This window comes from Glutamicibacter sp. X7, assembly GCF_054889245.1.
The window spans coordinates 1,751,824-1,774,188 of record NZ_CM142678.1 but is presented as its reverse complement, the minus strand read 5'-3'; the positions used below and the strand labels follow the sequence as shown (position 1 = coordinate 1,774,188).

Sequence of the window (22,365 nt, the reverse complement as noted above, 5' to 3'; positions counted from 1 at the left end):
CGGGAATGGAGCATATGTCCGACTCCGTCACGCGCGAGCGAGGCATCAGTTGCCTGACGCCTTCGGCCCACTAAATGTGCCGTACGCCAAAATAGGGCCTTCGGCCAGCCTCAAGCCACCAAGCCACGGGACAGTCATCGCCCGGCGAGCTTGCGAAAGGGCCAGATGTTAATCTCAGGACATGGACGCCGCCGTTCCCTCGTATCGGAAAGGCAATGCGACCACTCGCGTGCCCGACTTTGGCCGACGTATTCAGTTGCATTCGGCCACTGGTGGACGCCTCTTCCGCATTAGCTACTGCGGAACCATCTGACGAGACATGAACATCGGCGACCAGTCCCCCGCGCTGGTCTTGGCTCGCACCATCGACACCGGCGAAACTCTCTCGATTTTTGATGAGGATGCCGCGGGTACGACGCCATGTTCGTGGATACTTTCGATCCAGGCGCACTCGACAGGCGGACTGCCGAGCATCCACTGGTGATCGACGCCGAGAGCTGCTTCGAAATCGAGCTCGAGCTTTTCGATAATATCGATTGGGATGAGGAAGGGCAGGGCCTGCTCGATCAGCAGGGCGAGCTTCACCTTCAGTCTGGCGAACTCAACGACCCGGCCCGGCTCCACGCCGACGGGTTCGACGCCATCAGTCTCGACGGAACACACCATGAGATTGCCAGCGAGAAACTCGGGTGAGCAACCTCTCCGACGAGGTCAAGGCACTAGCATCGTGTCGCGATGTCGATATCAGAAATGTCCTTCTGCGCACCGGGCTTCAGCAAGGACCGGATCACAAATACCAATAAGCGATGGCGCTGGCAGCGCCCACATTGAGTGAAAACACCTCTCGGTGCATCGGAATCATCACGGTACCGATCACGCATCCCGTGCTACTCGTTGTCCAGAATCATCGCCACCCTGCCCCTCCGCGATTTGGATCTGGCCGCGCAATGGCGTCAAGGCGAGGCTGCGGAACGCACGCCGCTACGGGATCTCACTCGAGGCACACTCACGGCAGATCGAAGACGGTTCTCACGGGGAGCCGCGCATTGTACAGATGCCGGGGATCAACGCGCATGAGCATCAACAGGACCGGACCAAGCCGGGTTCGGTGTCCGAACACAGGATTGCACCCTAGGCGTTCGGTGTACTGACTACCTACGGGCACCCCATGACTACTACCGCAGTATCTTCGTCTTTCTGGGTCAGCCGCGCGACTCCCGACAAAGCAGGCTCCGTCCCGTTGTGGGCCAGGTCCACTAGGCGCTCCAAAGTGGCGGATCAACTTAGCCTTAGACAACGAGAAGACAAGCACGCACGCGGACCCTCTCGGCGAATTGGTTAGGTTGAGGGCGGTGGCACGAATCGGCCTAGTGCGAGCTAATAAGACACAGGGAGGTGGCACTACAACTCGTAGCGCAAGTACCTCCCTTCTCCAAGGTCTTCGAAGGGCCGCCACCCGACGCATGCTCATCGAGTATCATCCGATACTGCTGGACGCGTCCGTTTGGCCAGATGGTGGTGACGAACTCCAGATCGAACGTCTCAATGCTCTCTAACGCGGCAGTGTGCGGACGTACATTGTGCTGGCGAGGCAGTTCGAACGCAATGTCCATGTTCGGACCTTTACCAGGCATGCCAGTCGCGCCCCTCAATGAAACTTGATCGTGTGTTCAGGAAGCTAGAAAATTTCCGTACCGCGGTCCGGCGCGCCGCGATCTACTGCGGACTATGACGGGGACGTATGCGTGGCGACCGCACCGGGCGGCCAAGCTCGATGAACGACAACTTTATCGAGACGATGCGTGAAAAACGGCATCAACAAGGCTCCCTGCCGCCGTCGGCGTGTCCTGATGTACTGAGGCGAAGGTGCTGACAACGAAATATCGTCGCCGCAGGCAGCTGAGGCGTGGATGACTCAAAGCACGACAGGCCGTGGATGCGACGGCCGAGGGAACTTCTCGTCACGATGGCTACGTCGCATCAATCTGTGCCAAGCTCAATCACGGCCTCAAGTGCTCGGTCAAGGGGTATCCGCTCCTGCTCGATGCGACGGTGGCCTGAGTGGTTCTTGTCGAGCAAACGTGTGTACACCGAACGCTCATCGGCGTGGAGGAGATCAACTGATTTCGAGTTCCCGACAGGGAGTGAGCGTCCGTAGGGGTCGAGATCGGTCCCAAACTGTTCGTATGTTTCGTAGGTATTGGGGTCCATCAGAATGGATGCGATGTCTCGGCTGAAGTCCCGGCGGTAACCATCGAGGATCTCGTAACCGTCACGGTCAATATCGCCCCAGTACACGAGGATGGGCGCCCTCCGGATCCATGGAAAGGCAGCAGGGGTCTTGCCTCCCTTGCCAACTCCTTCGACCGCAATGCCTCCTGCCAGCGGCGGGAAGTGAATTGCCGTGTCTTTGTTCTCCGAAATGATGACAATCTTAGGCATGTAGACAGGTTCGAACGCGTCGCCAACAGTGGCTGAGTCGTGGACACGTGCTCCCGAGGCCCGGTGGTCCGGGTCGAGATAGGTGAAGTGAATGCGCGGTGGGTGCGCGGGCAGGATGCCTAGGTCGTCGAGTCCAGTCAGCGCTTGGACGCCGGCAAAATGGCTCTGCAGCCACTTCGCGTGGACGCCTGGGACCGGTACTTGACGGGGCGTCACGCCAAGCGCCGAGCGCGAGGGATCAGCCAGGAACCAATCGGCGACCGTGGTGAGCAGGGTGAAATCGAGGTTCGAGTACCGGTCAAGGTGCCGCAGTACCCGGTCGATCGCGTTCACGTGGGGATACCTTCTACCCAGCACGGCGAACCGCTCTCGGCCGCGTGCGAGACGGTCGGGCCAGTCCCCGCCCACGATCGCTGCTGCCCGGTCGATGCCTGGCACTTTCACATGGGTAGGGATCACTTGGGTGCTGCCCCCCTTAGCAACTCGGTTTTCGTAGACGAGCTCGACGCCATGATGGCGAGCCCAGTCCCGCCACTCGAGGGTACCGGCGTGGATGGTGGCATAGTCCGCCCTGAGCTCGGCTGTCGTGGGGCGTCCGAGCGGGAAAGCGTGCGGGAACACCTCAGATACGCCAGTCAGGTGCTCGTGCCAACGGGTCTTCATACGGCGCTCGATGTCCGCAGTCACCGTCCTCGGATCCTTCATGCGGTGCCCTGATCGGCATCAAGCAACTCAAGCACGAAAGAGTGTCCACGGGAGTTCTTCGCGACCTCGAGGCGCAGCTCCATGGGCTGCTCCAGCGAGGTAACCTTGTCGAAGGGAGCACCGACGACGAGCTGGAACCCAAGGTTTTGCCAGGCCGCGACTGCGCGGCCCGCGAACTCGCCATCTGCCTTGATGAACGCCTCGTCGAGGAAGACCGGCGCAAAGCGGGGGCGAGACCGGTCCTCGTCCCCGAGCTGGTACCGGAGGGCCGAGCCGACGATGAAGGCGACGAGCTCCTGCATCTCGCCTCCAGACTTGCCGGCAATGTGGTCGTAGGAGGCAAGCTCGGTGCCGTGCTCGTCGATGCACCGGGCAGTGACGACGACGTGCTGGCGCACGTCGAGGTAACGATCACGCTCGACCGTGGATCCCGCCGTGACGGCGATTTGTTCCATGAACGCGCTGAGCCGCTGGAATCGGCTCGCGATCTGCGCCTCGGTGAGTTCCTCGGCGAGCCTCGAGGACAGCTGACGCAGCTCCCGACGGAACCTGCTGACATTCTCCGCAGGCAATCTCCGCAGGTTGATCTGCAAGTGGCCCTTGCCGCCGAAAGGTAGGTCCTCAAGGATCCGATTGACCGGGCGGAGCCGCTCCTCGATATCCTCTAGAGCGATCTCGAAGGCCTCGCTGAGCCGCAACAGATCGTCGCTTGACCAGGCGGTGAACTCGCGACGCCACTGCTCACGGCGCTCGTGGAGCCCCTCGGAACGGATGCGTTCTAGGATTTCGCGGTACTCGCCGGCGGACTCCACAGAAGTGCCGAGGTTGTTCTCGGTCCAGCGGGCCTTGTATTGCGTGAACATGTCCTCCATGGCCTGCTGCGTGCTCTGGATAGTCTTCATCGAGGCGGCGGCTTCGTCCAGCAATTGCTTCCGCATCGCCGCGATACACCGGCCGAAAGCGTTACGGTCCGAGGTCCGCCAGATGCTCGTGTAGAGCCCATCAAGGCGGTGCTGTTGTTCCTCGCTCACGACCGTTTCCTGCCGGGTCTCGATCGCATCGATCGCGTCCTGCACGGAGTCCTGGGCGTCCACAAGGTCCCCGTGTTCCTTCTCAAGACCCTTCAGGCGGTGCTGGGCCAGAACACGATCATTGTTCGCCTTGTCATGGAGAGGCCGGATCTTCTCCTCCTCTTTCTCGAGCAAGTCGAGGACCTCGTTAGTCGCGCGGAGCCGATGAATCTCGTTCCTTAGTCCGTTGATACGACGGTCGATGCCAAGATGGTCGATCGTCGCCCATTCGGTGTCTTGGACATAGACGTAGGCGTCCTTCTGATCGCGCAGCTCAGTCAAGCATTTCTGCATCCCGGTGATGCGGTCCCTGACCGCGCCGACGCGTGGTTCGAGCTCGGTTAGCTTCGCGTCAATGGCGGCTAGACGGCGCTCGTTTGAGAAGCCAATGATATATCCGTCACCGGACTCGCCGTGCGCCCCGCGGTCGCCGTCTCGAGTCTGGCCCGCCGGAGTGACACGAGGCCCACGACCACCTAGGGAGGTCGCGTTGGGCACGCAGAGATGGTCGGTGCCGTCCGCACTCACCCTGTCCTGTACCCAGCCAGAGAAGGGAGAGTCCTTGAACGCGAGTTTGCCTGAGACATGGTCGGGATCTCCACGCCACTCCTCGTGCGCGGCAAGCGTGACCGCCTGAAAACGGATACGCGGACGGATCGTGACGCCGTCAATCGCCGCGGAAAGCCGATCGCGCGTGCGTCGGTCAACCAAAACGGTCCGTGCGATGCCGCCGAGCGTGTTCTCGACGGCTTTGCGCCAGTGCTCCTCGTCGGGCAGGACATCGATGAGCTCGGCGACGAAGGGCAGGTCTTCGCTAGGGTCGAGACCGGCTGCCTCGGCCATCCGCATCCGAGCCTCATGCAACCTGCGAGGGACGGCTCCGCTCCGTCCCTGAAGCGAGAGCTTCTCTTCGAACAGGTCGCGCTGCGCGGCGGTAAGTGGTGCGAGTTCCTCTTCCTGGATCGTCGCTGCCTCGTTCTGGAGGGAGAGTTCGCGTTCAGCGAACGCCGCGAGGAAGTCCTTCGCCTCTGCCTGGGCCCCGGCGAACTGATCGGCGGACTCGGGCACGGCCAGACCGATGGCTTCGGTCCGTGTCTGGAACTTGAGGTTCGCCCGGTAGACGTCATCGCGGCTATTCTCAAGGTCGGTGATCCGCCGACGGCGTTCCTCGATCAGGTCTCCGCCGTGGGCGCGCTTCTCCTCGGCAATCTCGGCAAGACGGCTCTCATGTTCCGTCTCGTCCTTCCGGGCCCGGTCGTACGTCGTCGTCATCTGTGCGTGTTCGCTCCGGTTGACCTCCACGGCCGTGTCGAGCAGCCCGCGCTCGGTTCGCAGCCGCCATAGCTGGAAAGGCGTCGGCCCGTCCCGGTCGACACCCATCCCGCCGATGAGGTCGGCATGTGCCTGTGCCCTCGACAGATCGTTCTGCAGGTTTGGCAGCCGCCGGAGGGCTTTCTCTTTGTTCGCCTCATCGAGCATCTTCACGTAGGAAGCTTTGAGGTCAGCGAAGTGCGCCAGAGCATCGTCAGCGGCCAGGTAGGTGATCGGCTTCTCGAGGACCATGCTCTTGTAGAGGTCGTCAACCCTGCTGATCTGCATCCCTGCCTGCACCTGAGCGAGCAACCGCATCGCCTTCCGGCCGCCGTCACCGCCTCCGATGCCCAGCCGGGTGTGCATGTTCTCCTCGAACTCCCGGAAGCTGTGAAAGATAACGAGCCCCGGCACTGCGCTGCGTAGTGCGCGCTTGTCGAATCGCGACGCTGCCAACGGGATGAGCCTGTGGAGGTCAACGAAGCCCTCCATCGCTGCGAATGTAGTCGTCACGTCGCTGTTGGCGGTCGCCCCGGCCCGGACGAAAAAGGCACGCAGGACGGTGTACTTGCGGCCGTTGTCATTTACGAACGTGCAGGCAATCGCACCCCAAACAGGTTGGCCTTCGCGTCCGCGAAGGAGAAGCTCGTGCGTACTGCCGGAACCGTCGCTCTTCGTATCTCTCTTGCCGCGCAGGTAGCTGAGCAGGTTCCGCTTCTCACCGGAACGGGCCCGTCCGCCGCCGGTGTCGTTCGAAGCCCCATTAAAGTCGACGTTGGATGGCATCATAAGTGCGATCCATGCGTCGAGTAGCGTCGACTTGCCCGTGCCCGATGCGCCGGACAACAACGTGGAACCCGGCGCGATGCGCACGGTGTGATGACTTTGGAAGCCTCCCCAGTTGACCAGTTGCATGGTCTCTAGCCGCCACTGAGCACGATCGTGCTCGGTCTTCGCGATCGGAAGGGAAGTCTGCTCTGCGGTCATCCCTCGTCCTCCTGCTGAACGGTGTTGAGACCCTCGAGGTCGAGCTCGTCCTCGGGCTCGTCCCGCTCCTGAGGAGCGGTCCCGTTCTGATTCATGAGCCAAGCCAGCAGCTCGTGCAGCTTCTCGACCGGCAGCAAGACCTCGATGATCGGCGAGATCCGGAACCGATTCTCGTCAGTGGTCCTGAGGAGCACTCCCGCCCGGATAAGGCCGTCGATGCTTGTGCCCGCCTTCTTGAGGGCGGCGGCTCGGTTTGTCAGATGCTCGGGCCAGCGCTCCCTAATCTCCTCGAGCATCCCTTCACGGTCGACGAACACCGCCTCGTCGCCTTCCTGACGCTGCGCGAAGTACCGCTGCCTCAGCGTCATCATCACGATCGTCTCCTCCTTCGTGTGGGAGGCCTCGCGTAGTAGCGAAGGCAGAGAATCCCCGGTCTCGCTGATCGCCCGGCGCTTGAAGGCGATCCGTTGCTCCCACTCGATCTCCAGATCCAAGTACAGGTCGTTGAGGCGACTCTTGATGATGCCCGTCTCGTCCTTAAGCAGAGTCTCCCACTGCTCGGGATACTGCTCTGCCGATATGTAACGGTGCTTGAGCAGTGCGTGCAGGCATCTTCGTTGCTCGGGGAAGAGCGTGCCAGTGTCGCCCTCGAACAATCCCAGTGACAAGCCCTCCTCGGGATCTGGGGTCTCGGTTTCCGAAACACGGTTCTCGTCGTAAAACAGGTCAGTCATGGGCTTCCTCTGTGGTCTCGAAGGTCCCACACACCTTCACGGTCGGGACGAGCAGGCGTAGTTCGCTGCCGTCGGGCCGGGTGGTAGTGACCAGTTCACGGTTTTTCAGGTCGATTGGCGCGTCGATTCGCACGAGCAGATGCAACACCCCGAACACCTCGACCGGACGACGGAGATCCTCGGGTAGGTCCGCGAATAGCGCAGCCGCAGTTGTCGTCTTCCCGGACGTCAGTCGCGCCTCGATCTCCTCCTGGAGGCGGTGTAGAGACGGCCCACCCATCGCCCGGATCTCTACGAGCGAGCGTGCAGGCGGGGCATCAGCCGACACATCCTCGAGCGGCTCAGGCGCACGCTCGCTCTCCGGGTCGAAGACGCGTAGCTTAAGGCCGTCGAGGGCGAGGTCCTGAGGCATAATTTCAACGTCAACGTGGTCGCGCGGGCGTGCAGACTGCATCCAGATTCGCATCTCGCGGTCGATCTCCATGAGCGCCCGGTCAAGCTCGCGGTTCTTGATGTGGTCGTAATTCTCGATGTGCTCGCGTAGGGTGGCCGAGAGCCGCTGCCGACGATCGAGCACGCTGTCGCGGCCACGTCGGATCACGTCAACGGCCGAGCGGAGCTGGCGCTGCTCCTCCGGCAGGAGTCCCCCGGCCCACTCATGAGCGAGGATGCACTCGAGGTCGGCGCGCAGCTGGGCGAGCACGTCCCGGTTGCGTAATAGGTCCTGAGCTCCAGCGAAGGCGCGCCCCTCTGGTGTCGACCGCAGGAGGTTCCTCGCTTGGTCGAGGTAGTAGTCGAGTACCCGGCCTACTGGGTGCTCTTCCTCGCGGAAGCGGCGGGTAATGACCTTGTGTATGTCCCGCACGGCCTCCTCAACGCGACGAAAGTCCGAGGGTAGACCGTCGATCTCTCGCAACACGTTCGCGAACTGCTCGAGCAGCTCGTCTTCCGTCGCCTGCGGCAGTTCGCCGCCAGCCTCGAGACGGTCCAGCTCGGCCTGCAAGACCGCGATCTCCTCGCTAAGCCGACGCTTTCGCTCCTCGCGGTCTGGGTTCGCGGCCAAGGCCGCCTCAGAAATGACCCGGCGCATCGTTTCGATACGGGAAGCGGAAACGTTTAACTGCGTCCGTGCCGTCCGCGCTACGTACTCCATCGCAGCCCGGGCGTCACCGGTGAGCTGATAGGTCTCCTCGCCCCGGCCAGGATCGCGGTACAGCCACCGCTCGCGCACCCACCGCATGGCCAGAGACTTCCCGTCACCTGGTGGCACTTCGTAGCCTGCCGTCCGCAACTCGGCCAGCAGCGCCTCGACACGATTATGGAACCTCTCGACGGACACCGGCTTCCCGTCGTCGGGGAACGCCGCGGCGAAGATGGGTATAGCGACGGCCGCGGACTTACGATCTAGTAGCCGTAGCGTCGGCGAGGCCAGAGCGGACTCAATGCGGACGTACTCGGCCTTGATGTCGTTGACCATGCTCACCCCAAAACTCAGTCGAGTCTTTAGCCCTTTGCCTTCGCGCGTGCTGAGTCCTGCTCGGCGACGCTTTTGACTAGGGCGGCGACATCTTTCTGAGCGGTCTCGTACCGGCTGGCCCAGGCCGCCCGCACCTCGTCGAAGTCCTTACGGACGGAAACGTATGCCGCGCGCCAGATCTTCTCGAAGCGCGCCTGCGCATAGTGCGTGAGGCCTAGCGTACCCTCCAGCTCCGCTGCCCGCTCGTACCAGATTCGGGTAGCGCCTACCACCAATGCCCTGAACGCAACGGCGCATGCCGTACCGTTTTTGCCTTCGTCTACAAGTTCCTCGGTTGCACGACCAGCATTGTCCTCGGAGCTTAAGACAACGCCACGGTCGGACATAATACCTCCCTAGTAACTTTAGAAATGATGTTACGTGCCTCTGTGACTACTATCAATGCTCACTCACCGTTGAAAGAAACCCAACGCGAGCCATAGACACTCCAATTGTGCACGCTCGCACGTCAACCGGGGCGTGAGCACAGCCGGGCCGCCACGAAGGGCTGTCTCAGCGCACGTGTGTGATTTGTTGTACCGACGGCATCATCCCCAGATAAGTGACACCTTGCCCCTACATTGCGCGGTTTCGGGGCTACTTCGTCGGACAAACCTCCTGCTGCACTGCTGGTCACGAATGGCAAGGCCTTGTTTCGGATGCATAATTACCCGATGCGGCAATCCACACAGCGATTTAGAAAAATTGTCGGTCCTGAGGGGTATATTTTGCGCGCTTGACGACTTAATCTTCTTGGACAAGATGGCGCCGATTTATGCATTCTGTTCCCCGCCTTTTGTGCAAATTATCAGCGGGGAAAGGTCGAGAAGAGGAACAATGACTCAGTGGGGGAAGCACCAGACGGCGCTCAAAGTATGGCGTGACGGGCTAGTTGGATTGACCCGACAGAGCGCACTTATAAAATTCCGTGCCCCGAAGGCTTCATCGCTTCTAATCGACGCCCCGCCGCCGGACGACGTCTTGACGCTCCTTCAGTCAGGCAAGACCCACGCATTTCGTGGCGAAGTTAATCCGGACGATCCGGACGCACCCCAGCCAGTCCAGACGGGCAAGTTCTTCCACTCCCCCCGGCCTGACAATGAGGTCGGTCCGGTCGTCCGCAACCTTATGCGCAAGGCTTCGGCAGAATTTCTCGACCGGGGTCTCTCCGTGTTGTATATAGCATTCGGTCTACTCGACTGGCGGGACGTCGACGACACGCCAATGGTCTCACCAATCCTGTTAGTGCCCGTCCAGCTCCGACCCCAGGGTCCGAAGGGAACGCCTCGGATCACCGAGGGCGAGGACGAACCCGTACTTAACCCGGCGTTGACTCTCCGCCTCAGAGAATTCGGAATCGACTTGCCATCCGCCGAGGACATTGAGGGGTTCTCGGTTTCCCAGACGCTCGCAGCGATCCGGGGAGTGTTAGAAAAGAACAAGACCTTCACCGGTTGGAGCCTGCGTAACACCACCTACTTGGCGACGTTCTCGTTCGCGAAGGAGTCAATGTTCAAGGATCTTCTGGGTTATAGGCAATAAATGGTGTCTGGCCCGGGCGTGTTACCCGGGCCAGACCTTCGTGAAACCACGGTTCCTAACGGCTGCGCCCGCCCCAGCCAGACCGGGAATACAAGCCATCCTCAGCTGTCGTGTGCGTGTCATAAAGCGCTGGACCAACCTGTTGGTCAACCGGCTTCATCTTGGCTTCTCGTTCCAAGACCAGCTTTCCCGAGGCCCGGATCAAGGCCGGCAAGTTCGCTCTTGACACCGGCTCAGCTCGGCTCCAGCAGAACCATTCACAAGCCCGCCGGCGATGCTCGATGGGCATCCCGCGGTGATGCGAAATCAGCGCCCGGATCCCGGAATTGATCCCTCCTTCAATCATGTTCGTCGTCGCGTTGACGCCCAACCCGTCCAAGTCCTCGTCCAGGTAGGTGAACACATGGCCGCGCTTGAGCGGTGTGGCCATGCTGCGGTAGGCGCTACGTAGCCGCTCATGCGTGTACCACCACGGTCGTGTGGACTTGACGCTTTTGGGCAATGGGCCGGCCCAGTCTTTCGCGTATGTTTTTTCCTCCAGCAGGTGCTGGTAGCAGGCCTGCCAGGACGCGAACGCGGCACTCCATTCAGCGGCTGCAGCCCGGGTCTTGATCTTTGTGAGCCTCAGGCTCAAGCGCCGTAGTGACTTGCCAGGTTCAGTTCGCGGTCTCATGCTCAGGTGCGTGCGTACGTTGCGTTGCAGATGCACTAGGCAGCGTTGGATCCTCACCTTCGGCCAGAGGGACTTCAGTGCTTTGAGCAGTCCCGAGCCGCCGTCGGTGACAACGACTCTGGGCTCGGGGAAGTGCTTGAGCAGTTCCAGCCACGCCGCTGATTTTTCCTGATCGCACCACTGCCATCCAATGACCTTGCCGTGGGCGATGGCGATCAATAGACACCATCCTGGACGGAGGTAAATGCCGTCGATCTGGATCTCGGCAAAGACTTCGCCGGTGTGGTGCAAAAATGGGTGCACGTTCCAGCACCACTGGGTTTGCTGGCGGAAGGTGCGTCCGGTTCCTCCGGCGAATTCTGCTTGGGACTGTTTGCTGGTCAGCCAGCTGACGAAGCCGGCTAGGACGTTGCGTGCGGTGGTGTCTGGACGTGCTCGGGTTGTGGAGGCGTTGCAGGTGATGCATCGCCAGCGTTGCTTGCCGTTGCGTTTCCCGTTTTTCTTTAGAGGGCTATGGCAGATACTGCATAGGTGGGTGTTTTGTCTTGTAGGGGTCACGCCTATGGGAACAATGCCCATGCGGAACTTGATTCTGCCCCGGGATTCCGGGGCAGAATCAAGTTCCAGGACACCACTTATTGCCTATAGCCCGATCTTCTAGACAATGAGGCGAGGATTCTCGAACACCCTATTGTCCAGGCAATCGCGACTTCCGACCCGACCCAGCAGTCACCGGAGTTCCAATTCGACCCGATCGACCCCACAGACATCGACAGACTGGCACCTCCAGAGGAGACGCCCTTTGTGCTTGACGCTGATTCCTCGCAACGAGTGGCGGTCGCTGCGGCTCTCGCGGGCAAGTCATTTGTCATGGACGGTCCTCCGGGCACCGGCAAGTCGCAGACCATCGCAAACATGATCGGTGCGCTGCTTCACGCTGGTAAGAGAGTCTTGTTCGTATCGGAGAAGATGGCGGCCCTCGATGTGGTGCGCAATCGGCTCGCCGCCGCCGGACTCGGCTCGTACCTTCTCGAGCTCCATTCGCACAAAGCGAGCCGTAAGGAAGTGGCGACCGAACTGCTCAGGACATTGGACACCCTCGTCAAGCCTCCAACGACCATGCCGACCTTGGCACGACAAGGAGTGAAAGAGCGACGCGAACAGCTCAACGACTACGCGGCCGCCATGAACGAAGTGCGGAAGCCGCTTAACATGTCCCTGCACCAAGTGCTGGGTGTATACGCGAATCTTTCGAACGCGCCGATCGCGCCTATTCCCGAAAGAGCCCCGACTGACCTCACCGAGGCTGAATACGCTAGGATCCAGGAAACCCTGTCGAAGTTGGTTCGTGCATGGCGGCCCGCGGCCCAAGGTGGGTCATTCCTGTGGCGCGACGTTATCGACGACCTGTCACTCGAGGTTCGGCTCTATCAGGCCGAGCTGGCGCTGGAGGAGCTACGCGGCACAGTTACGATTAACGCCCAAATCGTCGACGCATTCGATCTGAGGAAGCCATCCGACACGCCACACTTGATTGCTCTCATAGAGCACCAGCATCGGCCACATCCCACGGAAATGATGGGGCAATGGCTCACCGCCGAGTCCACACAACCGATCATGTCTTCCCGCGCCGATCTTGGCAATCGGCTGGCGCGCCTCAAGGACGCTGAAGAAGCGGTTACACAAGCGGCCGGCATACCGTGGACCAGGTTGCCGCAACCGGACGCCACGCCACCGTGCCCTGCCCCGGTCAACGTATCGACATCTCCGGTAGACCTGCAGAATGTTTCGGCCACTGATCTGCAAGAGACTGCTGACCAGTTCGAGATGCAGGCTCACCTGCTAGGTGAGCGGATGCAAACCCTGTCGTCGCTGGCCAGCAGCTTGGGGCTCCCGCCAATCTCGATGTTCGCCGACGTAGATCGGCTGACTCGTATCATCGATTTGCGCACCCAGAACACTCGACCTGACCGACGCTGGTTTACCCCAGTGGGACTGGCCGAGGCACGTGCAGTCGCGACAACGCTCCGCGAACATCTCACAGCGCTGAACGAAGCTGAAGCCAGGGCATCTTCGGTATTCGCTCCCGAAGCCTTGAAAGCACCCTTGGCTGAGCTTCAGGACCGGTTCGCAAATCTGCACAAGGGCCTGAAAAAGCTGTCGCGCAGCTACCGCACCGACAAGAAAACGGTCGCTGGACTGCTGACCGATGCTGCCGACGTGAGGACGGGCATCAGCCAGCTCGCGGAGGCCGTGGCTTGGGGTGAGACCAGCAAGGCTTTCGACATCTTCGCTGCCGCAAACGGTGAAACTCTCGGGACGCATTGGGCTGGGCGAGAAACCGACTTCGAGGCACTCAATGATGCCTTCAATATGGTTGAGGAAGTTCTCGCACTTACCGAAAATAACGTGCCCGCAGCGCTTGTCACATACCTGACCACAAGCGAGATAAGCGACGCCCACCGGACCGTGGCCGCCACCGCTCGTACGGACATCGATGAGTGGAAGCGGGGGCTCCGACCAAGTCCGGCGCTCGCGGGTCGTCCTGAACTCATCCTCGAACCCATCAGCCAAGTCATAGACTGGCTCACCGCTCACGTCGAGCCCATGCGCCAGGCCGCAGCACGCATCAATGCTGTGGGGACCGTGACTGGAAAGAACCATTCGCTCGCCGAGGCCAACCACCTCCTTGCACTCGTGGAGAACGCCGAGCGTGCGACCGAAGAACTTCACGTAGCCGAGCCTGACTACCGGGCGATGTTCGGTGACTACTTCAATTTCGGTGACACCGACATCGAAACTCTTGACGAGGCGATCGCTTGGGCTGTTGAGCTTCGATCGCTCGTCGATGGGCCGCTGACTTCTGAACAGGTGAATATCCTGGCTGCTTCCACTCCTGTAATCGCGATGAATTCTGCCTACGAACGGTGGTTGCAATCTCAGGATCGCGTAGTTCAGGCCTTCTCTCGGACCCGTCATAGGGAGCTGTCTCAGGAGTTCGACGACTTCCACGGTGCCGTAGAGCTGATTAACGACTTTCGGGCCGACACTGTCGGCCAGCAGGAATGGTTCGACTATAGGCGGGCTTATGATGACCTCGCCAGGAGGGGGCTCGATACAGCCGTCGACTTCTGTATCGAACAGCGACTTCGGGAGCATGACGTGCCCGACGTGGTGATGCGAGCTCTTCTCCGCAGCTGGTCCGACGCCGTCATCCAACACGATGCGCGTCTCCGCCCTCTTCTGGCAACCGACCGAGAAGTGCTCGTCGAGGAGTACCGCGCCCTCGACCGCGACCTGATCAAGGCGTCAACTTCAGACATAATCCTCGCCGCCAACACGCGTCGACCCGTGAATACCACAATGGGCGAGTCATCCGTCATCCGCCGCGAAGGTGGCAAGCAGAAAAAACACAGGCCGGTACGTGAGCTCATCTCATTGACCTGCAACGTCACGCCCAGCATCAAGCCGGTCTTCATGATGTCACCGCTGGCAGTCTCACAGTATCTGCCCTCCGATATGGAGTTCGACATCGTGATCTTCGACGAAGCGTCCCAAGTCACCCCCGGCGACGCCATCAACTGTATCTACCGGGGCAGGTCCCTAATTCTCGCCGGGGACGACAAACAGCTGCCGCCCACTTCGTTCTTCGAGCGCAATACCGACGATGACGACGAAGAGGAAACCGACGTCAAGGATTTCCAGTCCATCCTCGAACTCGCTAAAGCGTCAGGCGCCTTCAACAACCTCGGTCTGCGTTGGCACTACCGCTCACGTCATGAAGACCTCATCGCTTTCTCTAACTATAAGTTCTACGAAGGCAAGCTCGTCACCTTCCCTTCTGCCCACGCCGAAGGTGAAGACGTCGGTGTCGAGTTCTTCCACGCCCATGGGATGTACCGTCGTGGTGGTGGAGCTTACAACGCTGTTGAAGCTGCCAAGGTCGCAGAACGCGTAATCGAACACTTCACAAAGCGCCCGAACCTAACACTCGGGGTTGTGACATTCTCTGTCGCGCAAGCTGACGCAGTTCAGGACGCTATTGACGAAGCCCGGCTCCAACGACGTGACCTCGACCGTTTCTTCGACATTGAAGACCGCCTCAGCGGCTTCTTCATCCGTGCCTTGGAACAGGTGCAAGGCGACGAGCGCGACGTAATCATCTTCTCTGTCGGCTATGGGCCTGACGAGGCAGGTAAGATCTCTACTAACTTTGGTGCGTTGAATAAGGATAAGGGCTGGCGACGCCTTAATGTCGCGATCACCCGCGCTCGGCAACGCGTCGAAGTTGTTGCTTCCATGCACGCTGGGCAGATCCCGCCCTCAACGAATGAGAACGTCGAGTACTTCCGCGCCTACCTCGACTACGCCGAGAGGGGAGCACAAACCCTCGCCGTCCCTTACTCGTCCACGGGACTAGACCCAGAATCGCCCTTCGAGGAATCCGTCATCGGTGCCATCAAGAGTTGGGGCTACACCGTAGAACCGCAGGTCGGAGCTGCCGGATACCGTATCGACATCGGGGTACGCCACCCCGCCTACCCCGGGATGTTCGCCATAGGCATCGAGTGTGACGGATATCAGTACCACTCAGCGCCCGCCGCCCGAGACCGAGACCGGCTCCGGGACCAGGTCCTCAGCGGCCTCGGCTGGCGTCTTCACCGAATCTGGGGCACTGCTTGGTACCGCGACCGCACCACGGAGGAAGGACGACTTCATACCGCTATCCAAGACGCCATCAACGCTCCCATTGAGGGTCGTACCAAAATCACGGCAACAATCGAGCAAAGAGTAATCGAGACAGAACGTACAGACATCGAGGTGTCTCCAACTTGGACAACTCCCTACCGCGTCGCCCCAGCCCGGACATTGCCTCGCTGGGTCGATCCTGGCGAGGAAGGCAGTCACCTGCACATGGTCGACGCCATCCAAACACTCGTCGAACACGAAGGTCCCTTACACCTCGACGTCGCCCACGAGCGACTAAGGGACTGGTGGAATGTAGGCCGCATCGGCTCCAATATCCGCAACAACATCATGCTCGCCGTCCAGCGAGCTCTGATCATCCGCGATGGTGACTTCCTCATGACCTCGGACAATAACATCGCATCCGTCCGCACCCCCACGGAAAGGGTCACCCGCAGGGTAGAACAGGTACACCGAGAAGAGCTTGCCACCGCCGCGATCCTGACTATTCGCGATGCTGGCGCGGCCCGTCGTTCGGAAGTCGTCCAAAGCGTAGCTCGCGTGTTCGGCTGGGCTAGAACGGGAGCTTCCGTCGACCGGTATATAAATGAAGCTATCGACCAGCTCATCACCGAAGGCAACATCATTTGCTCGGACGACGATACTTTGACTTCCGCGAAATCACTCTAACCTTTTCGCACTCGCTGTATAGCATTCACCTTATGCGCGCTCGGCTTGATGCAATGGCGATGGACTGGAGCTCGAGGTCGTCATTTTCTTCGATCAGTGTGAGCGAACTTCCAGCGCACAGTTTGTGTGCGACGAAGTTAAGGGGCGCTTCGTGAAAAGTCAGCAGATCCAATGCACTTCTCGGACCGGTGACCGGTGATCTGACCGGCTGACTGGAGGATGTGGGCCAGCTGCTGGCGGTTCACGCGTGTATATTATCGGGATGGGACGGCAGCTAGTTGTTGCGAATGGCCTATTGCACCTTCTGGCGCTGGACGTCCGACTGCACTCCGACGAACGGTGTGTTGTAACGCAACTCGTACGACTTGTCGTCGGCGCGCATCAGCAAGGCAATGACCTAGTCAAGGCCTCGGTCGAGGATCTCCTTTCAGGCGTTGAGATATACCTGGCTCAGCCTGTCACTCCTGTACACCGACCTCCACCGTGCTGTGATCTCTTTGACGATCGCCACCACTCGGCCGGGATCGGCCATCAGCGCGCCGAGGATCGCGCGGTCGAGCCAGAGCGACTTCGCCTAGAGAAAGGTGAGCTCCGGTGACCTGAAGTGATCCAGTTCTGTTTTGCGGACGCGACGATGTCAGTCCACGCGGACGGCGGGAAGCTCTCCTCGGTCGCACTGAGCGACGACGTCTTGCCTCGACGCTCCAAGGATATTGGCGACGTCTCCTGCGCTGAGCAAGGTCTTGTCCATGGGCCCAGCATCTTCTCTAAGCACCAATACCCACTGGCTGGGAGCCATGCACAGAACGATCCAGTCGGCAGGGAAGTTCAAGGTCAGACGGATATCTTAGGACGTCACTCGCCGAACTCACGAAGCTTGTACAAACTGGCGAGAGGGGGTTGCTGGCGACGTAATGCTCGAGCGGCGGCTGGTTGAGCTGAATTGGAGACACGGTCGGCGTGTCGACGATGATCGTTCGCACGTTACTGACGACGACCGTCAGTCGTGCGACACGAGCAAAATAGTTGCAACCACGGGTTGATCCCTGTGGTAGCCAAAATCGTCGGCATTGGTGACCATTGGACCGATGCCTACCTCAAAGTTCCACCGCTTACCCTATGAGCGCGCATAACTTCGGTGGAGTGTCTCATCGGGGGCAGCCGTGTTGGCTGACGATGATCTTCTTTGACCCCGAATTTAACTGAGTCGGGCATGGTGCTCTGCGGAGAAGTGGAGGGGACGTCACATTCGACACATTTCGCGTCATATTACCGCCAGTTTTCCTCAGAATTTTCTACAAGTTCTCTCATATATTCATGAAAAGATAGGGAAACGACTCATACTTTTGCCATGTCGTCGTCAGATTCAAAGTTGACTCTCCGATCTAGAGACAGCGAATATCTATCTCATGAAGAAAAATACCTACAGGGCAGGAATTGCATTCCTCGCCTCGTTTGCCCTACTGGTCACCAGCTTTGGTGCGTTCGCTACGTCGGCTAGCGCGGCACCGTCGGACCAGTCCAAGAAGGCTGCGGAACGCGAGATCACCAAGGACATGGAATCGACTATGGAGTTCACGACCACACGCGACGGCGAGGTCTACTTCGACGCCGACAAGGCAGAATCTATGGGCGCTGACGCAAAGACGCTTGAGATCGGACGGTTGCTGAACCAATACAGCTCAGCTCAGTCGGCACTTGGCGCTCCCTCAGGTGGTTCAGGCGGCGTCACGACGTACGGCATGCCGGTCTGGGGCAATTGGTGCGGCCCCGGACACGGTGGCGGGCGTGCCGTCGACACGCTGGACTCGCTCTGCCGAACCCACGACCGCTGCTACGGTTCACGCGGCTATTTCGCTTGCTCGTGCGATCGCAATCTAGTCTCGGGCATCAAGAAGAATGCATACAAAATGGGCAGTGGCGAACGTGCTATGGCCAGTGCCGTCAGCGTGTACTTCACCTACTCGTTCTGCAATCCTTTCAAGTAGACGCCGATTCGATCAGAAAGCTGGATGACAGATGAACGAAGCTGCAAGGAAACCACGTCCTGGATGTCCGACTGGCACTTGGGTCTCAATGGCTCTGGTACTACTCTCCATGCTCGCACTTGTCGACTGGACGGGCACGGGGGTTGCGAAGCCCCTCTGGATGTTCTTCCTCCCAATAGCCTTCGGACTAGTTGGCGGTATCATCGCCATGGTAAAGCGCGCCTATCTCTGGGCCGTGATCTCGATCGCCCTCGGTATTCTGTCGCTGCAGATCATGAACGTGGTCATTACGCTGCTCCAGGGACCATGATCATGAGTTTTGAGCGCCAGGACACATGAGTTCTCGACGCTTTCTCGAAGTTTATCCTGCTCTACGCGTCGAGGCCCCCGCTGGATACTCAGCGGGGGTTGGAGCACAAATGCCAAAAGGCGATGGCGCTGGCCGCGCCCACATTGAGCGACGACACCTCTCGGTGCATCGGAATCATCACGGTGCCATCGACGCGTCCCAGGGTTTCGGCGCGCACACCGCGCCCCTCGTTGCCTAGGATCATCGCGACCTTATCCCCCGCGGCAATCTCGAGCCGATCCAGTGGGATCGCATCCTCGGTCAACTCCATGGCCAGGGTGCGGAAACCGTGACGCGCTAAAATCTCCAGTCCATCCGGCCAGCTGTCTAAGCGCACCCACGGGAGATCGAAGACGGTGCCCATCGAAACGCGGGCGCTGCGCCGGTACCAAGGATCCACGCACTTAGGCGTCAAAAGCACCGCGTCGACTCCAAGACCAGTAGCCGAACGCAGGATGGCGCCAAGATTGGTGTGGTCCGCGATATCTTCCAGCACCGCCACCCGCGTGCTGGCTTGCAGCACCTGATCCACGTCAAGTGGCTCGGGGCGGTTCATCGAGGCCATGGCCCCACGGTGCAGGTGGAAGCCGACCAGCTCTTCAAGCTGACGGTCATCGCCGACAAAGATCGGAACCTCGGGGTACCGCGCGAACTCCTCGGTAAGTTGGTCGAGATACTTTTCGGCCAGCAGGAAGCTTCGCGGTACGTGCCCGGCGTTCAGCGCGCGCCGGACCACCATGGTGCTCTCGGCAATATAGAGGCCGTTTTCCACGTCGGTGCGCATGCGCAGATGGGCCTCGGACAAGCGCAGATACTCGTCGAGACGTGGATCCTCGAGGTCCGCGACGTTGAAAATCCGTCCCGGATTAACCACAGAAGAAGTTGACTCAGCCACCGGTAACCAGCTTGTAGACCATATTCGTCAGAGCGATCAGACCGAGGATCACAATCACCGCGCGCAACCATCCGGGCGAGAGTTTGCGTCCGATCTTCGCACCGACGAGGCCACCGATCAGTGAACCCACCGCAATAAGCAGCACGATCACCCAGTGGATTCGTTCGGGCGCCACCACTAGGTAGATCACCGCAGCCACAAGGTTCACGATCAAGGAAAGAATCACCTTGATGGCATTGGACTGCTGCAGGGAGGCCTGCAGGAATACTCCAAAGACGGCCATGAGCAACACGCCCTGGGCGGCGGTGAAATAGCCACCGTAGATACCGATGAGGAACACCAGCACATAGAGGATCGGCGGAATGGGAGCCTGGTCTGCAGCGTCTGGGTCGGGGCTATTGGCCGCCTGCCGGGTTTTCGCCCATGCGGCGAGCCGTGGCTGGAAAATGACCAGGACCAAGGCAAGCACCAGCAGGATCGGTGCCACTACACCGAAGACGGATTCGGGGAGGTTCAGCAGCAGGAGCGAACCGATCAAACCACCAATGAGCGAGACCGGGACGAGTTTCAGCAGCGTACTGCGCACCGAGGCGGCCTCGCGCCGGTATCCCCAGGCCCCGGAGAAGCCACCGGCCACCAAGCCCATTGCGTTGGAGACCACGGCGTTGACCGGCGCAATCCCTAAGGCAACCAAGATGGGGAAAGTAACGAGTGTTCCGGAACCCACCACCGTGTTGATGGTGCCGGCCCAGAGGCCGCCAAGGAATACCAGCGCTTCACGCCAAAAATCTAAAGCCACGTAGCTACGACTCTTTTCTAGTGTCGGGCGAAGGCCGAGTACCGGCCGTTGTCAACGCGGAGGGCTAGATCCATGTCGTAGGTCTTCCGCAGGTTCTCTTCGGTCAGCGTGGCGCCAATTTCGCCGGCGGCCGTGATCTTTCCCCCGTTGAGCATCAGAACGTGGGTAAAGCCAGCAGGAATTTCCTCGAGGTGGTGGGTGACCAAAATCAACGCCGGCGCGAATTCATCCTGCGCGAAGGTGCCCAGCTGGCGCACGAGGTTCTCGCGGCCGGCGAGGTCCAGACCTGCGGCCGGTTCGTCCAGGATCAAAAGTTCCGGGTCGGTCATCAAGGCACGAGCGATCAGCACGCGCTTGCGCTCACCTTCGGACAGCTTGCCGAAGGGCTGGTTGAGGAAGGTGGACATCCCCCACTCGTGTAGCAGCGCAAAGGCGCGACGCTCATCGGGCTTCTCATAGAGTTCGCGCCACCGGCCGGTGTAACCGTAGGCCGCGGTGAGCACCACGTTGAGCGCGGTTTCATGGGCCGGGATCTGCGCGGCGATCAGGGAAGAGCTCAGACCGATCATCGGACGCAGCTCGAAGACGTCCACTCGGCCGAGCTGTTCGCCGAGGATTCCCGCACGACCGCGGGTGGGATGCATGCGGGCGGCTGCGATGTTCATCAGGGTCGACTTGCCGGCCCCGTTCGGGCCCAGCACGATCCAGCGTTCGCCTTCTTGTACCTGCCACGAAATGTCGCTCAGCAGGTCCTTATTGGCGCGCACCACAGACACGTCGTTGAAATCTAGCACTTCGCTCATGGATAAAACCCTAGTGTTTGCGTCGCGCAATCACTAAATTTCGGGTCGGTGAGCTTCGACTAACACCGTCATGGTTTGGTGCTTTGACCACGGCTTCACCGAAAATGGTCTTATGCATCCCACTTTGGCCCTCGTTTCGCGTCCCGACGTTTCCGCTGATGACTTCACCGATCTGCTGTCGCAGCTGCTACCGCATCTCTCTCACGTAGACCCCGGCACGGTATGGCGTGCGGTGAGCCAGAATCGTCAGCTAGCCAAGATTCAGTTGCCTGGTGAATCCACCGTCCAGCTACGTGCGGACGTGCTGAACCTAGTGGAGGGGCTGGATCTGCCGGCCGCCGATAAGTTATGTGTAGCCGTCGTGCCCGCCGAACTGACCGCGGCCGAGCGGCTGCTGCTGATCATGGACGTGGATTCCACCCTGATCCGTCAGGAGGTTATTGAGCTTCTGGCCGCACATGCCGGTCGCGAAGCCGAAGTCGCCGCCGTCACCGAGGCGGCAATGCGTGGCGAGTTGGATTTCGCCCAGTCGTTGATTCAACGTGTGGCCACACTGAAGGGACTTCCCGAGCAGGTGCTGGCCGAGGTGATCGACCGTATCGAGTTCTCCGCCGGGGCCGAGGCACTGGTGCGCCGCATGCATGCCGCGGGGCATGTGGTCGCGGTAGTTTCCGGAGGTTTCCAGCAGATCCTCGATCCACTCGCAACGGAGCTGGGTCTTGACCACGCGCTGGCCAACACCCTGGGCATCAAGGACGGAATCCTGGATGGCACAGTGCATGGGGACATTGTCGATCGCGCCACCAAGGAGCGTATGTTGCGTAGCTGGGCCGCGGAACACCAGATTCCGCTCGGGGCCACCATCGCCGCCGGTGATGGTGCCAATGATCTAGACATGGTCTGCGCCGCCGGGCTCGGCGTCGCTTTCAACGCCAAACCGGCACTGCGCGAACGGGCATCGGTCGCCATCGATTTCGGCGAGCTGGACGTGATCGCCGATCTGGTTTTGCAGGACCTTGCCGAGCTCAAATCCAACAACTAGATAACGATTTGGGCCATTCGTCGGGCATTTCACAGCGGATGCGTTGACCAACGCACTAGTATTTCTAGGGGGTTTAGCTCCGGCGGTCTGTGACCGTTGAGCCCACCCCACCCCTAACCGTTGTCGAAAGAGC

The 22,365-nt window shown here is 60.2% G+C and carries 16 protein-coding genes; 7 read left to right on the top strand and 9 right to left on the bottom strand.

Translation table 11 applies throughout. From position 1 onward, the window contains the following. Positions 1-319 precede the first annotated feature (319 nt). Together ACYU0X_RS08570 and ACYU0X_RS08565 are read left to right on the top strand one after the other, a co-directional pair. Positions 320-484 (top strand): hypothetical protein, encoded by a 165-nt coding sequence (locus ACYU0X_RS08570; protein ID WP_418909268.1) that lies wholly within the window; start codon positions 320-322, stop codon positions 482-484. Continuing rightward, a complete protein-coding gene (locus tag ACYU0X_RS08565; RefSeq protein WP_418909267.1) occupies positions 481-693 on the top strand; it encodes a hypothetical protein in 213 nt (70 codons plus the stop codon). Before ACYU0X_RS08570 ends, ACYU0X_RS08565 begins: the two co-directional genes overlap by 4 nt. A 1,287-nt stretch (positions 694-1,980) precedes the next feature. On the opposite strand, the gene ACYU0X_RS08560 is transcribed toward ACYU0X_RS08565, so the two are convergent. From ACYU0X_RS08560 to ACYU0X_RS08540, 5 genes are read right to left on the bottom strand one after another with little or no spacing between them, the layout of a single operon-like run. Further along, positions 1,981-3,129 (bottom strand): Wadjet anti-phage system protein JetD domain-containing protein, encoded by a 1,149-nt coding sequence (locus ACYU0X_RS08560; RefSeq protein WP_418909266.1) that lies wholly within the window; start codon positions 3,127-3,129, stop codon positions 1,981-1,983. Positions 3,130-3,143: 14 nt separating this feature from the next. Then, on the bottom strand, positions 3,144-6,515 hold the full coding sequence (locus ACYU0X_RS08555; RefSeq protein ID WP_418909265.1) for an ATP-binding protein: 3,372 nt from the start codon (positions 6,513-6,515) through the stop codon (positions 3,144-3,146). Further along, positions 6,512-7,249, bottom strand: coding sequence for a DUF4194 domain-containing protein (locus ACYU0X_RS08550; protein WP_418909264.1), 738 nt, complete (start codon positions 7,247-7,249; stop codon positions 6,512-6,514). The genes ACYU0X_RS08555 and ACYU0X_RS08550 overlap by 4 nt, the downstream gene beginning before the upstream one ends. Then, positions 7,242-8,726, bottom strand: a complete 1,485-nt coding sequence (locus ACYU0X_RS08545; RefSeq protein ID WP_418909263.1) for a DUF3375 family protein — start codon at positions 8,724-8,726, stop codon at positions 7,242-7,244. The genes ACYU0X_RS08550 and ACYU0X_RS08545 overlap by 8 nt, the downstream gene beginning before the upstream one ends. A 26-nt stretch (positions 8,727-8,752) precedes the next feature. Beyond that, positions 8,753-9,112 carry a hypothetical protein gene (locus tag ACYU0X_RS08540; RefSeq protein WP_418909262.1) on the bottom strand — a complete coding sequence of 120 codons (360 nt, stop codon included), beginning with the start codon at positions 9,110-9,112 and terminating at the stop codon, positions 8,753-8,755. Positions 9,113-9,602: 490 nt separating this feature from the next. Here ACYU0X_RS08540 and ACYU0X_RS08535 point away from each other — a divergent pair, with 490 nt between their 5' ends. After that, positions 9,603-10,307 carry a DUF4011 domain-containing protein gene (locus ACYU0X_RS08535; protein WP_461902748.1) on the top strand — a complete coding sequence of 235 codons (705 nt, stop codon included), beginning with the start codon at positions 9,603-9,605 and terminating at the stop codon, positions 10,305-10,307. Between the two features lie 55 nt (positions 10,308-10,362). On the opposite strand, the gene ACYU0X_RS08530 is transcribed toward ACYU0X_RS08535, so the two are convergent. Beyond that, positions 10,363-11,559, bottom strand: coding sequence for an IS1249 family transposase (locus ACYU0X_RS08530; protein ID WP_461902717.1), 1,197 nt, complete (start codon positions 11,557-11,559; stop codon positions 10,363-10,365). 225 nt (positions 11,560-11,784) lie between these two features. On the opposite strand from ACYU0X_RS08530, the gene ACYU0X_RS08525 reads away from it, so the two are divergent. The 3 genes from ACYU0X_RS08525 (at position 11,785) to ACYU0X_RS08515 (ending at position 18,654) form a co-directional block, all read left to right on the top strand. Continuing rightward, entirely contained in the window at positions 11,785-16,356 is a 4,572-nt protein-coding gene (locus ACYU0X_RS08525; RefSeq protein WP_461902747.1) for a DUF3320 domain-containing protein, read from the top strand. A gap of 1,409 nt (positions 16,357-17,765) precedes the next feature. Then, positions 17,766-18,344 carry a hypothetical protein gene (locus tag ACYU0X_RS08520; RefSeq protein ID WP_418909260.1) on the top strand — a complete coding sequence of 193 codons (579 nt, stop codon included), beginning with the start codon at positions 17,766-17,768 and terminating at the stop codon, positions 18,342-18,344. 88 nt (positions 18,345-18,432) lie between these two features. Next, positions 18,433-18,654, top strand: coding sequence for a hypothetical protein (locus tag ACYU0X_RS08515; protein WP_461902746.1), 222 nt, complete (start codon positions 18,433-18,435; stop codon positions 18,652-18,654). 88 nt (positions 18,655-18,742) lie between these two features. Here the strand turns inward: ACYU0X_RS08515 and ACYU0X_RS08510 are convergent, their stop codons facing one another. Genes ACYU0X_RS08510 through ACYU0X_RS08500 form a run of 3 tightly spaced genes read right to left on the bottom strand, consistent with a single transcriptional unit; the run spans position 18,743 to position 21,190 of the window. Beyond that, on the bottom strand, positions 18,743-19,567 hold the full coding sequence (locus ACYU0X_RS08510) for a TrmH family RNA methyltransferase (RefSeq protein ID WP_418909258.1): 825 nt from the start codon (positions 19,565-19,567) through the stop codon (positions 18,743-18,745). Positions 19,568-19,580: 13 nt separating this feature from the next. Continuing rightward, positions 19,581-20,387: a sulfite exporter TauE/SafE family protein gene (locus ACYU0X_RS08505; protein WP_418909257.1), complete on the bottom strand. Its 807-nt coding sequence runs from the start codon at positions 20,385-20,387 to the stop codon at positions 19,581-19,583. A 17-nt stretch (positions 20,388-20,404) separates the two neighbouring features. Then, positions 20,405-21,190, bottom strand: coding sequence for an ABC transporter ATP-binding protein (locus ACYU0X_RS08500; protein WP_418909256.1), 786 nt, complete (start codon positions 21,188-21,190; stop codon positions 20,405-20,407). A gap of 112 nt (positions 21,191-21,302) precedes the next feature. Here ACYU0X_RS08500 and serB point away from each other — a divergent pair, with 112 nt between their 5' ends. Next, positions 21,303-22,232, top strand: a complete 930-nt coding sequence (gene serB / locus ACYU0X_RS08495; protein ID WP_418909255.1) for a phosphoserine phosphatase SerB — start codon at positions 21,303-21,305, stop codon at positions 22,230-22,232. Positions 22,233-22,365: the final 133 nt, after the last annotated feature.

Bases quoted from the DNA above. Each gene is read 5' to 3' on its own strand.
- ACYU0X_RS08570 (WP_418909268.1), top strand. From the start codon at position 320: ATGAACATCGGCGACCAGTCCCCCGCGCTGGTCTTGGCTCGCACCATC.
- ACYU0X_RS08555 (WP_418909265.1), bottom strand. From the start codon at position 6,515: ATGACCGCAGAGCAGACTTCCCTTCCGATCGCGAAGACCGAGCACGAT.
- ACYU0X_RS08550 (WP_418909264.1), bottom strand. From the start codon at position 7,249: ATGACTGACCTGTTTTACGACGAGAACCGTGTTTCGGAAACCGAGACC.
- ACYU0X_RS08545 (WP_418909263.1), bottom strand. From the start codon at position 8,726: ATGGTCAACGACATCAAGGCCGAGTACGTCCGCATTGAGTCCGCTCTG.
- ACYU0X_RS08540 (WP_418909262.1), bottom strand. From the start codon at position 9,112: ATGTCCGACCGTGGCGTTGTCTTAAGCTCCGAGGACAATGCTGGTCGT.
- ACYU0X_RS08535 (WP_461902748.1), top strand. From the start codon at position 9,603: ATGACTCAGTGGGGGAAGCACCAGACGGCGCTCAAAGTATGGCGTGAC.
- ACYU0X_RS08530 (WP_461902717.1), bottom strand. From the start codon at position 11,559: ATGGGCATTGTTCCCATAGGCGTGACCCCTACAAGACAAAACACCCAC.
- ACYU0X_RS08520 (WP_418909260.1), top strand. From the start codon at position 17,766: ATGAAGAAAAATACCTACAGGGCAGGAATTGCATTCCTCGCCTCGTTT.
- ACYU0X_RS08515 (WP_461902746.1), top strand. From the start codon at position 18,433: ATGGCTCTGGTACTACTCTCCATGCTCGCACTTGTCGACTGGACGGGC.
- ACYU0X_RS08500 (WP_418909256.1), bottom strand. From the start codon at position 21,190: ATGAGCGAAGTGCTAGATTTCAACGACGTGTCTGTGGTGCGCGCCAAT.
- serB (WP_418909255.1), top strand. From the start codon at position 21,303: ATGCATCCCACTTTGGCCCTCGTTTCGCGTCCCGACGTTTCCGCTGAT.